The sequence below is a fragment of the Kosakonia sp. R1.Fl genome (assembly GCF_023516815.1).
GTDB lineage: Bacteria > Pseudomonadota > Gammaproteobacteria > Enterobacterales > Enterobacteriaceae > Kosakonia.
Genome location: NZ_JAMGSQ010000002.1, coordinates 25,423 through 37,627, shown reverse-complemented (window position 1 = coordinate 37,627; position 12,205 = coordinate 25,423). Strand labels below are relative to the sequence as shown.

Sequence of the window (12,205 nt, the reverse complement as noted above, 5' to 3'; positions counted from 1 at the left end):
GCATAGGGGGAGCATAGGGGCACACCACGATTTACACCTGAATTTAAGGAAGAAGCCGTCCGTCAGATAACGGAACGCGGTTATTCCGTCGCCGAAGTATCTGACCGTCTGGGCGTCTCTGCACACAGCCTCTACGAGTGGCTACGGGCCATCAAACCTGATAACAGCGAGCAGCATGCCCGGGATTTACTGGAAGCTAAAAGCGAGATCCTGAAACTCCGGGCGCAGCTAAAACGCACCGAAGAAGAACGGGATATCCTGAAAAAGGCCGCGCGGTACTTTGCAAGGGAGCCCGACTGAATTACCGCTTTATCAATGAACACCGCACTGTATGGGATGTGATGACGATGTGTCGGGTACTGAATGTCGCCCGGGCCGGGTTCTATGCGTGGCTGCATAACCCTGTCCCGGCGCGTGATAAAGATAACCAGCGCCTGCTGATACTTATCCGCGCCTCATATTCCCTGAGCGGAGGCGTATACGGTTACCGGCAGGTTCATGGCGATCTGAACGAAATCGGGGAAACCTGCGGTAAAAACCGGGTGGGTCGGATTATGCAACTGAACCGGATTAAAGCTGTGCGCGGCTATAAAGCGCCACGTCGTATCGCTGGCAAGCCTTCAGTCGTTGCTCCTAATCGCGTGCAGCGGCAGTCCACCGTTGTCCGGGCCAACCAGGTCTGGGTCACCGATATTACTTATATCCGCACCTGGCAGGGATGGTTATATCTGGCGGTGGTTATCGATCTCTTCGCCCGTAATGTGGTCGGCTGGTCCATGAAGCCCACTCTCTCACGCGAACTGGCGCTCTACGCGCTGGTGATGGCGGTCTGGCGCCGAAAACTGGACGACGAGGTCATCGTACATAGCGATCAAGGTAGTCAGTACGGCAGTGACGACTGGCAGCGCTTCTGACGGGCCAATAACCTGGCACCGAGCATGATCTGGCGTGCCAACTGTTTGGATAATGCGGTGGCCGAATCGTTCTTCAGTTCACTGAAAAAAGAACGCATCAGGAAGAGAATATACAAAACCCGGGATCTGGCCCGGGCCGATATCTTCGATTACATTGAAGTGTTCTACAACCGGGCCCGGCGCCACAGTCACCCCGGTGGCGTCAGTCTGGAGGCCTTCGAACAGGCCCAATCGTGAGGACAGAATTTGTCTACGGGCGTGGGGTCAGTCCAAAACGCCTCAAGCGACACCGCCTTTATACCTCAATGTACATTGACCACAGGCAATATCTTATTCGGGATTAACGCCCATCGAAAACACAAGGAGCGCGTTTCTGGCGTATCCCGGTGAAACAACTTTGACAAACCACACGAACATGCACGCCAGAAACGCGCATAAGAATCTACGCTATGACCGGGTATGCACTCAACCAAATACAGTCGGGTTCCAATCCATTTGACCCATATCGGCTCTGTTTCGATAAGCTTCCGAAGGGTGATTTATGGTAAAGAAAACCACCGCTTAATGAAAAACACCTTTAAAAGCACTTTTAATTGATCTATCAGTGAAGCTCTTAACGGGAGGATATGTTATGGCATTTCAGATTTTAACCACCACTGCGGCCAGCATTACAGAGCTTAAACGTGATCCTATGGGTACGTTCAATGCAGGAGACGGTGCCCCGGTAGCCATCCTGAATCGCAACGAACCCGCTTTTTACTGTGTACCACCTGCCCTGTATGCACAACTGATGGAAATTCTGGAAGATCAGGAGCTGGGTCGTATTGCTGACGAGCGAATCGGTGAGTCAGTAATCGAGGTCAATATTGATGACCTATAAGCTGGCCTTTAATGAATCAGCGTTGAAAGAATGGAAAAAATTGGGCCATACCATTCGGGAACAATTCAAAAAGAAACTCACTGAGCCCCTCCAGACCCCACGGGTGCCCGCATCACAACTTCATGGACGGAAAGATCAGTACAAAATAAAGCTCCGTGGCGCGGGTTACCGACTGGTTTACAGCGTAAACGATGAAATGGTGACGGTCATCGTAATTGGAGTGGGTAAACGAGAAAATGATGATATCTACAATGCAACCCAACACAGAAATTAATCGCTCCGGATATCCGGTAAGGGCTGTATGGCAGCTATCCATTCGCCTTATCCGGAGTCGCTTTTTCCCTGGGGAGTTTTTTGGGCTTTACCTGCTTGACCCTCTTAATTACCAGCATTCCCCAGCACCACAATTTGTGACGGGTCATCATTTTTATAGCGGATTGTTACTCGCTGCCCGGGTTTAAACTCATCGGCATCGAATATTTTGACCACCACATCTTTCCTGGTCACAACCTTTTCCGTTCCGGCGGTGAACTCGACTGTAAGATTCAGGGATAGCCGGCCTTCGGCGTTCTGATTTTGGTGCTGAGCCGCGTCAACGATCAGTGCGGAGGCTTCAGTTCCCTCCTTCTTTATCGCCTCATTGATGCGCGCTGAGACGATAGAATTGCGAATACCGATAATGACCACCACCGTAATAACAGCGATGGCAACAATCAGGCCCCACATCGCGAAATTTGCCATTTTCATCTTCTTAAATAAATGTGGTTAACGTGCCAAAAAAAGTCCGGAGCCCGGATAAAGTTGTCTCCGCCCCGCTTACAAACTGAATTTTATTGTCGTGACGTTTAAGCTCGAATGGTTTGTTTTTGATCGAAAACGCCCCTGCTGAGATACTCATCACTGAGGTGCTGATGGCTGTTGTTGTAAAGCCAAAAGAAGCACCGGTGAAACTTTCTGACAGACCAGTCATGCTGAAAGAGTTGCCGGTAAAGCTTTCATTATGTGCCTTTGCCTTACTTTTAATGTTGGGCGCGTCGAGGTTGATTTTCGTGGTGCTGCGCAGAGTAATATCCTGCGGACTGAATATCGTAATCGTGCCGTCGTTGACATTATGCGTCCAGTTGCCGCTGTTAACGTTAATCACCACCCTGTCCTGTATCGTTTCGGTTCGGCCACCCGCACCGATGGTCGTTTCCTTTCCATGATCATAGGGTTAACCCTATGCAACATATGCTGAAGAGTATGGTTTAAAGGATGAGAAAAGTAACCTCGGGGCTGAATATTCGAAATTCAGTAACGTTTCGATCTTATCCAATGGTTTCGGGAAAAATGTAGTGATGGAGGTAAAAAACCAGAGGGCGCAGTTTCATTCGTGATTCCGGCAGATCAGATGTACATCGTAAAAAGCAAATAAGTTGCTTTACTACATTACAAATCATGGATTGATATAAGGACAGCATAACGCGTGCTCCCTGAAAAAACCCGTTGCCATTCATGCTCATAAATCGGGTGGTGGACAAAGAGGCCATCTTGTCCACAGTCTGGCTGCACAGTATCGACATAAAGCTGTGGATAAACGCCGTCCAGCCGCAGGGGCAGCTGGCAAAACGAACATGCTCAAAAAGCGACCACTTACGCCTTCGTTATTCCGGGTAATTTTGTATCTCAGTGGCGGTGCGGTACAAATCAAACACGCGAGCTGCCTCCTTGGATGCTACCCGTTGATTAACACACCGCCATTTAGAGAATGCCTTCATCGCTGGTGAGAGCAACTATGAACTGCTGTTCCTCGCTCATAGCAGATCTATTCGCCTCTATGGTTCCATGCCTGGATATTACGGACGGCGGAATATACTTAATCAGGATGGGAAAGGTTACTGGTTTTTTTGTGTTATTAAATAACAGCTCGTTACGCTTGATTATTCCTATGTATCTGTGGAACCGGAAAGTATGTTAACTATCCAGCGAGGCTCATCAATCATAAGAGATTTGTCTATCTCGATAACATTGATGCGGTCGTTATATGTCCGAATCAGCCTTGCGAGACCTTCCCGGATTTTATCGCCATCATAGACAGCAATCTCTTCAATGTTGTTGCCGATGAAAGTTTCTGCTGCCTGGACGGCAATCTGCTCAGACATACCGACGTTATCGGCCATCTGGCGTGCAGCAATGACTTTGCTTTCAAGGGTTAGTATGACAGGTCTGTAACCTGCGCGCTTGTTTTCAGCACAGCGTGAAATTAACTTTTCCATAGGCGCAGTAGTTACATGGAATGCCGTTGTACCAACCTGAAAATCACCTTCGCGGTCAGTGTGTAAATCAGCAGCATTGGCTCTGTCGCTGCCGATTTTAACACCGGGAAAGCGTAATTGAAGTTTGGCACCAATAAGATGCTGCAGTACCGCACCGGTGGGTTTGTCAGAGCGTTCCGCCGCTGCCTTAAGGATATCACTTACTACAGAGGCAACTGGCTTATTATAGTCCAGATCGACCGTAATCCTTTGTTTATCAAAATAGTCCAGACGCACACATTGAGTGAAGAACGCTTCGAGCTGACTTGAAACCACTGCCACGTCGATAGGTTCATTTCCATTAACCTGAGTATTGTTCAGCACATCCCTAAACGCTGCAGCAAGGGAGATGGTTCCCCTGGATGTGCGTCCCCCTTCTCGAGTGAAAACGCGGAGTTCGCCATGTTGTTCAAGAATCTTCGATATGGTGGGGCCGCTAAGCCCCCGCACCTGGCTTTTCTTTTCACTATACAATCGATCGTCAGTAATAGGCATGCCATCTGCCATCATGCGTGAGACAATTAGCCCAGCATTCATAACGTTGGTATTTATCGAACCATTCTTGGCTCGTTCCCCTTCATACCAGGATTTTGCAGCTGCAAGGTATATTTCACTGTAACTCAGCTTATCCATTCACTTTTATTCCGTGTGATTTTTTTGCCGCCGTCAGATGCGGAAGAATCATATGTCTGGCCACCCAGCCCACAACAGGAACCGCGACAGCGTCCCCGAAACCATACTGAATCTGAGAGTCACGCATGTTCTCCAGCGTGTACCAGCCAGCCCCCATCAGACGAGCGTATTCAAGCCCGGTCATCCAGCGGATTTTTAGCGCCCCCTGCCCCATGATTACCACAGCCTGTTTGGACGACCCGCCTCGCGCTGTACGCAAACACCCGGAAATATCTTCTGCTCTCATTTCCCATACGGGAATGCCATTACGCGTGCGGCGATAGGCTGTACGGGCTGTAGTACTGTCAAGAGCGACAAAATGTTCCAATCTCTCACGTTGAACAGTTGCCATCGACTCTTTGAAAAGCGCGACTTTATCAGAACTCCACCACCGCGGATCGCTGTCAGACATAGCCTCAATCTCCAATGTGAAGCCCTGGCTCAGCAGATCAGGCGCTTTGGGTAAGGGCATCATGAAAGTGCGCACTTCAGGGTCTTTATGTAACCAGGAGAGCCAGTCCGGTCTTAAGCATGTATCTTGTTCGCCGCCATCAATCGGATTCTTGACTCCCACAAGGAATAGCCGGGGCCGGGACTGAGGCACAAAACGTCGTGCGTCTAAGGTAATTGCATCAACTGCATAACCTAACGCATTAAACTCTTTGACCGCAGCTCTCAAATCCTCTCTGTTATGAGAAGAGGCAAGGCCTGTGACATTTTCAAGAACGATCACTTCAGGCCTGCGTTCATTCATGCCCGCAAGTAGATCAGTAAAACCGAAAAAGGCAGAAGATTCACGGCCGCCCCGTAAACCTACACGCCTACCTGCCAGACTGAGATCCGTACAAGGTGATGAAGCCCAAGCAACATCTGCTGTTGGCAGGTCTTCGCTTTTCAGGGTATGAATGTCTGCCAGCAAAAGTTCATGGGATTTCCAGTGGCCTTCATACATCTTTTTTTTGTTCAGGTCATAGTCGTTAGACCAAACAGTCTGGATTCCCGCCTGTTCCATTCCGGCCCTAGCCAGGCCGATCCCTGCAAAGAATTCCAAAGCGGTCCATTCGTAATCGCCCCGAATCGGTATTATGTTCACTCAATGTCCCCCCGTTTCCATGCGAGTATCATCCCATAAAGTACTCCGCCTGGCACTTACTCTCGTTGGATCGCCACCCATTATCCCGTTATAGGGTACTGAAAGGGCGCAGCCAAATGCTTTGACCCTGACCCCGAATATGCTTAAGTACATCGATAAGTTGGTATTCAGTGACACTGGCGCTTAATCATGATAAGACCGTCCGGCACATGATCGACGGGAAGCAGAACATAATCGAGATGAGTATATCTGGTCACGTTTACAGGGAGTGACGTCAAACCCTGTCTGGCTTTATTTGCAAAGCTATAACTTTGACAGGTTAATTCATTGTCAACGATCCATATCCGGATATGTTTTTGCGAATCGGGTCAAAATATGCAGGGCTTCTATTTAGTCAGAGACTGACTTTATAGCGAGCTACTACGCCAGAAATGGGGTTATTACTAAAGAATGGAAGCTAATCGGGAGGTCAGTAGAGGCAGACCGAATAGAGCCGCTCTGCCTTAGAGGTTAATATGTTATGTATTATCTTTTATTGTCTTACTGCTACCATTGCTTTTTACTGAAGCAATACCTGTCTCGCGGGATTGCAAAGTGGCATACATCTGACTTGTACCAATTACCTGATGGTTAGCGGCTTTGAGATTGAAATAGTATTTACCATTCGACGCTGTTTTCTTTTCATAACGATCATCCAGAGGACAGTTGGTCTGTACGGATGTTATGCCGTTTTCTGCGGAACTTTTCGTCCTATAAAGTTCGCTTGTCAAAATGATCTCACCATTGCCTGCTTTAAGAACAAACCGGTACTGATTATCACTGCTCCTGCTTAACTCAAACCAACCACTCATGTTAACTCCTTGATATAAAATCTATAACGTAAAAAATTTGATTCAATTTTAAGGCGTTGCAAATATGCATAAAAATAATATCACTTCAAATGTAGCGTCCTAAAATTCATTCATATATGAACAACAATATAAATTAAAACCAGGAAAACATCACCCACTTACAAACTATTAGTAAGTAGATGCAAAGGGCTTAGCCATTTTACATAAATAACATGTTTATTTTTCTATTCACATCACAAATTAATGCCAAGCCATTCATAAAATGCAGAGCATGGATGACAGTGAAGTGTTATAAAATTGGCGCAACACATATAACCAATGAATGATGCGCCATGATTTATTTATATAAATGCAACAATTTAATCCGTTAAATTCTTTAATTATCGATAGCAAAAACTGATAAACAGAATCCGCTTTTCTGTTTATTGAGGAGTAATCAGCATGGTTGTATTCGGATGATTTTTATTCTAGTGACGGTACTGCAAAGTTACGAAGTTAACGAGGCAAGTGCATCACCCAATGCGTTGTAATAAGCCTCCGGCACAACCGCAATCCGACAAACCAAGTCAATATCTGGCGCACAAACTTCTCTTTTGCACAAAAATCAATCAAGAATAAATTTAAAATTTATCAGGCAAAGAAATAATTTAGGCCAGTCCTGATGCGAACAGGGATAATCGCTGTATGTGATCAGAGCCGTAGATATCGCGCTGATTGGTAAGCGATTAAGACTGCCCCGGATGAATAAGGGATCACAACCGGCCACGCCCGGCTGTCTTAAAATTTCATAAAAGAAGGATGTTTGGATTTTGACAAAGGAGGTTGTATGAATACCGACCAGGAAAAAAAGGGTTGGCACCCTGCTGATATCATTGCCGCGCTGCATAAACGCAACACCTCGCTGGCCGCCGTATCACGCGCCGCAGGCCTAAGTTCTTCAACCCTCGCTAACGCACTGACCCGACCATGGCCCAAAGGAGAACAACTCATTGCAGAAGCGATTGGCGTCGCGGCCAGTGAGATTTGGCCTGGCCGCTATTTCGATTCGGAAGGGCAGTCAATCCCACGCAAACAACGGCGCAAAAAAATGCAATCTGAGCAGACTCACCGCTGAATTTATCCCGATCACAAAAGGCAGCAATAACAGAACTATTCATTCCGCTGCGCCGGTTAACTTTTTCACTAGACGGGTGAGAAACTAGCTTGCGCAGCCTGTTAATGCCCAGCGCTAAAACTCATGAAGAGATGCCATATTTCCTTGAGCAGGAAGTAAAAACCCAATACCTTTCAACAAGGTAGTTCCGCAATTTATTAGCTCACCATATTCTCACGCCGCCCACCAGCACGAAAACATCATGTAATCAAATCAATCCATTAACCGGATTAAGCCTGCTGAACTACAACAAGTCAGTCAGCAGGCAACTAAACTCACTTACTAATCTCACTCACTCTTCATCAGCATGAAGCATTTTTATCTCTTCAGTATGCCGCTTATTAAGGTTGATTTGACACTGATAAATATCGGGCCAGTAATCATAGGTATCCTCACCGATTTGCGACCCAACGCCTAAACAGAAGCTGTTGCGATACACTTTCCATGAATTTTGCGACTCCAGGAAAAGCTGACTGAAGACATCACCAATGGTCAGTTGAGGATCCTTGCTTTTGTATACGGGGCCAGTATTGTTCTCCTTGAGTTGCCCGACTGTTCTGGCAACTAGCTCATCCATGCTTTTATTACTTTTATCACTCAGAGCGTGTAAGCATTCAGAAGCTTTTCCACGGTCAGTATTATTACGCCAACAAGTATCAGTTTCTGGCCCGGCGATAATATCTGCTTTTTCGGCACTGAAGGCTGACGGAGCTAAAGCCAACAAAATAATCGCTAACATTATTTTCTTCATTGTAAATACCTGATTCTGTGTCTTGTAGACTCATAACGCAGAGTGATGAATCTTCCCGGATGAAGTTTATGAGCGCTGTTCTGCCAGCAATTGCAGCCCCGATTAAGCTTGCTGTATGCCTGCATCTCACGCTTAGCAAGTGCGGCTATATTGCCACCTGGCAATAAGTTTCAAAAGCAGATGGCGCTCATGGCAAAAGGGGAAATTCTCAGGTGCCACGTCAGCGTCGTGATCGCCCCCGCGCTCACAGCTAAAAATATACTGTCGCCCCTCCCCCCTGAGTCGATCGAACAGGGCGCGTAGTTTGGGTGCCATATTGCGACATTGAGGAAAGAACAGAGAGAAGCCAGCGAAATAAGAAAGAAAATCCCCCGGCAAGATAAGCAGCCCGGTTTCAACAAATGGTCTGAACGCATCCTCCATGGTAACCATGTTCCTCCAGTAAGGGCGAACCGTAACAATTACGCATCCGGACACCAGGGTGGCACTGGATGTGTACCGTTCAGTTGCACTATAACTTCGGAAATTGCCGTGCCGTGCGGCAGGGCATCAAGGCTCCTGAGAGTATTGATACTGACCAGCCCCCACGGACCTGTCCGTTGGTAAGCCTGACATCACCGGTCAGGAGAAACTCAATCCATAACTCCCTAATCTGCTGCTGAGAAATCAAAAACCTCAAACATCCGGTATTTCAACGGTGAGACAATAACAAGCCTGCGTTGTTAAGCGCGGGCCCGGCAGGAGATTATATATGCCTGGTTTTGAATACGATGGTCAGGGTTCAACAGGGATGGGACTCAACAGAGACCCGTATGTTCGTGACGGTAATGGACAGCCTGTTGGTATCAAGCCCGGATACCACGCCGAAACGGTAGGGATTGCCAGTCCGGCACTGGGGTCTGACGGTGCAATTCAGATCACACAAGGAATAAACGCAGTTAAAGGGGATATAAATTCTGATAATAGTGGTGAAAATGGCGGAGCTGGATCGTCAGTATCAAATCTTCCACTCGTTCTCCACAACGGCCAGATGGGGTACTGGGTGTACCGCGAAATAGTGGGTTCAGAACACGATCGTACAGTTAAGACTTTTATCGCTGTTGGCCCCTCAGAAGCGCAAAAACAGGCTGCTGCTATCAAACTGGCACAGGAAAAGCAACAGTCAGAAATAGCAGCAAAAGAGTTCGCCGGAAAAATTGCGCAAGCCGCAGCCGTTGCAGAGCAGCAGCGACAGGCCGCCATCAATGCCGCAGTCGCTGCGGGGCAATACCAGTCTGTAACTGAGTCGCAAAACAATCTTGATGTGGCGACACGGGAGGCTTCAAACCTGAAATCCTTTGCAGACAATGCGCTGAGTCAGGCCCTGAATAAGCGACAGGCTGCGGCCAGCACAGCAGTTGCTGCTTCACAGGCAGAACAGGTCTGGCAAAACATCACCCAGACCATCGAGAGTAAACGCCCTCGCGGTAAAAGTATTATCGCTAAAAACGGTATGCTCGGTTATGAAGAACTTCAGACCCGGGATACAGCGGAGCACACGATAACCTTCCGCGCATTTGTCTCTGTCGGTATTTCTGTAGCACAGCGTGACGCTGCCCAGGCAGACGCAGTAAACAAACGAAATCAGGCAAATCAGCTTGAAGCTGAAGCCCGTTCCGCTGAACAGGCCAGCCTCCTTGCCAGCATGAATTACAACAATGCCGAAACGCGACGGCAGGCAGCATCAGCCGCCCTGAATGCTGCTCAGCAGGCTGCCGTCCGCGCAGCAGAAGCAGAGCGTCAGCAACAAGCAGCAGAAGCCGCGGCGGCCGCAGCAGCGGAGCAGCAACGTCTTGCCGATGCAGCGGCAAAAGCGGCCGAGGACGCCCGTATAGCAGCGGAACAGGAAAAAGCCCGTCAGGCGCGCCAGGCAGCAGCAGATAAACTTAAATCCACGGACATACAATCCGTGCGGGGTATCCCGGCCAGTGCTGTACCCGCCACATTTCCGCTTATCTGGTCAGTCGCCTCTGCTGGCGGGATTTCGCTGGACAGTGGTGTGGCTGCAGGTGTCTGGTCGCGAATTACAATGGCACTGGCAGAGCTGCGGGGTATAGCCGTAGCGGGAATGTCAGGTCCGGTGGCCGTGGTCATTGCGGGGCTTTTATATTCAGAAGATGCCGGAGCCGGTAGCGATATTGTCCCCGGCCGGGATATCAGTTCCATAATGCCGTCTGATGCGCTTTTCCTGCCTGACCAGGCTACGCTTGAGGACGCGGCTGACAGCGGTAAATCTGTTTCAATGCCAGTTCGCGGCCGTATGGTGATGCGTGTGGATGGCACGCTTGAGACGCAACTGGTTCGCACGCCGGTTGCCGGCGATGTCCCGGTAGTACGTGCCATTCTGGACAAAGAAACAGGGTACTGGGGATACACATTACCAGCTATGCCCGATGTGCCGTCACAGACCATTCTGGTCAGCCCTGTAGACGCCCCGGGGGTGAATGGTCCTCTTGGACTGACAGGGCCTGTTCCGTTGCCGGAAACCATTGTGCATACGGGTGACCATGCTGAAGTGCCTCCGGGTGATACGGTAACAGTCGCTCCTGTGCCGGGGAACCCCGATTTCCGCGACTTTGTACTGATTTTCCCTGCAGAGTCCGGCCTGAAGCCCCTGTATGTAATGCAGAACAGTCCGTACGGTGAGGTGACGGAAAAAGGCAAATACAGCGGTCGTCCCTATAACCCCGATAAGGCTGGTGGTCCGGTGCGGGATCTGGACTGGCAGGGTGCAGTCATCAATCAGGCCGGAATTGATAAGGTGAAACTGCATACAGCCCGGTTTGGTGAGTCGATTGACAATACGATGATGATTGATCGTCTGGAAAAAATTCTCAGCGGTGAATTAGACGTGACGGATACGGACAGGCGCTTTTATACTCATGAAATCAGAGAACTGGAGCGTTATCGTGCCCTTGGGATCGCAGATGGAACAGTACCGGATAATGGAATGAAAGCGGCTGAAGTCTGGAATAATGCTCATACAGCAACATTAGAAGATTTCAAACTTAAATCAGAATATACGCTTTTTTATACTCCTGAAGCGATAAAAGCTGCCGAAGAACAAGAAATGAGAGGTGCTAAATGATTGACTTAAAGGATTTATTTGCTAAAGAAAATGTAAAAGATATCATCATTTTCTTCGCTGGATTATCAAAAAGTATTGGTTACCCGCATCTGGATCGTTATTTTGTACAATATCGTTTCAGTGCAATTGAAACGGGTGAGTTCATGAATACGTTCCATGCGCTGAGCGATCAGGGCATCGTTTCTATGGGCGACAAAATGAGCGTAATTAAAGGACCTAACTGGAAAGAACCGGAATTTGTGACGGAAAAAAAATACGGCATTGAATGACTCACCCAGAAGCCCCGAACACGGGGCTTCTCTTCCTCCGCATTGTTTACCACCTCGTCGGCTTCTTTAAGAAATACAGCGGTATGTTTACCGCGATAATCGTCAGGTTTAGAAATCTACCAGGTCTGTTTCCGTTCATGACATCCGTTCAGGAATGGTATGGGATTGATCCGCTCCCCGCTCATCACCATGACGGCTCCC

At 48.4% G+C, this 12,205-nt stretch carries 11 protein-coding genes and 1 pseudogene; 6 read left to right on the top strand and 6 right to left on the bottom strand.

The window, feature by feature from the left end; translation table 11 throughout:
* Window positions 1-66 precede the first annotated feature (66 nt).
* From M8Q36_RS24665 to M8Q36_RS24655, 3 genes and pseudogenes are all read left to right on the top strand, one after another.
* A pseudogene (locus M8Q36_RS24665) lies at window positions 67-1,151 on the top strand (IS3 family transposase).
* Window positions 1,152-1,545: 394 nt separating this feature from the next.
* Window positions 1,546-1,794, top strand: a complete 249-nt coding sequence (locus tag M8Q36_RS24660; protein ID WP_249882884.1) for a type II toxin-antitoxin system Phd/YefM family antitoxin — start codon at window positions 1,546-1,548, stop codon at window positions 1,792-1,794.
* On the top strand, window positions 1,784-2,068 hold the full coding sequence (locus M8Q36_RS24655; protein WP_249882883.1) for a type II toxin-antitoxin system RelE family toxin: 285 nt from the start codon (window positions 1,784-1,786) through the stop codon (window positions 2,066-2,068). The genes M8Q36_RS24660 and M8Q36_RS24655 overlap by 11 nt, the downstream gene beginning before the upstream one ends.
* A gap of 104 nt (window positions 2,069-2,172) precedes the next feature.
* On the opposite strand, the gene M8Q36_RS24650 is transcribed toward M8Q36_RS24655, so the two are convergent.
* The 5 genes from M8Q36_RS24650 to M8Q36_RS24630 all read right to left on the bottom strand — a co-directional run bounded on the left by M8Q36_RS24650 (window position 2,173) and on the right by M8Q36_RS24630 (window position 6,704).
* Window positions 2,173-2,535 (bottom strand): DUF3592 domain-containing protein, encoded by a 363-nt coding sequence (locus M8Q36_RS24650; protein WP_249882882.1) that lies wholly within the window; start codon window positions 2,533-2,535, stop codon window positions 2,173-2,175.
* 10 nt (window positions 2,536-2,545) lie between these two features.
* Window positions 2,546-2,938, bottom strand: a complete 393-nt coding sequence (locus M8Q36_RS24645; RefSeq protein ID WP_249882881.1) for a hypothetical protein — start codon at window positions 2,936-2,938, stop codon at window positions 2,546-2,548.
* Window positions 2,939-3,719: 781 nt separating this feature from the next.
* A complete protein-coding gene (locus tag M8Q36_RS24640) occupies window positions 3,720-4,721 on the bottom strand; it encodes a DUF4928 family protein (protein WP_249882880.1) in 1,002 nt (333 codons plus the stop codon).
* Window positions 4,714-5,853 carry a DNA cytosine methyltransferase gene (locus tag M8Q36_RS24635; RefSeq protein WP_249882879.1) on the bottom strand — a complete coding sequence of 380 codons (1,140 nt, stop codon included), beginning with the start codon at window positions 5,851-5,853 and terminating at the stop codon, window positions 4,714-4,716. Before M8Q36_RS24635 ends, M8Q36_RS24640 begins: the two co-directional genes overlap by 8 nt.
* A 518-nt stretch (window positions 5,854-6,371) precedes the next feature.
* Entirely contained in the window at window positions 6,372-6,704 is a 333-nt protein-coding gene (locus tag M8Q36_RS24630) for a YegP family protein (protein WP_249882878.1), read from the bottom strand.
* An 826-nt stretch (window positions 6,705-7,530) separates the two neighbouring features.
* On the opposite strand from M8Q36_RS24630, the gene M8Q36_RS24625 reads away from it, so the two are divergent.
* Entirely contained in the window at window positions 7,531-7,818 is a 288-nt protein-coding gene (locus M8Q36_RS24625) for a helix-turn-helix domain-containing protein (protein ID WP_249882877.1), read from the top strand.
* Between the two features lie 331 nt (window positions 7,819-8,149).
* Here the strand turns inward: M8Q36_RS24625 and M8Q36_RS24620 are convergent, their stop codons facing one another.
* Window positions 8,150-8,608, bottom strand: a complete 459-nt coding sequence (locus M8Q36_RS24620) for a DUF1311 domain-containing protein (protein ID WP_249882876.1) — start codon at window positions 8,606-8,608, stop codon at window positions 8,150-8,152.
* Between the two features lie 751 nt (window positions 8,609-9,359).
* On the opposite strand from M8Q36_RS24620, the gene M8Q36_RS24615 reads away from it, so the two are divergent.
* Window positions 9,360-11,735 (top strand): S-type pyocin domain-containing protein, encoded by a 2,376-nt coding sequence (locus M8Q36_RS24615; RefSeq protein ID WP_249882875.1) that lies wholly within the window; start codon window positions 9,360-9,362, stop codon window positions 11,733-11,735.
* Complete coding sequence (locus M8Q36_RS24610; protein ID WP_249882874.1) at window positions 11,732-12,004, top strand: hypothetical protein; 273 nt, start codon at window positions 11,732-11,734, stop codon at window positions 12,002-12,004. The genes M8Q36_RS24615 and M8Q36_RS24610 overlap by 4 nt, the downstream gene beginning before the upstream one ends.
* Window positions 12,005-12,205 lie beyond the last annotated feature (201 nt).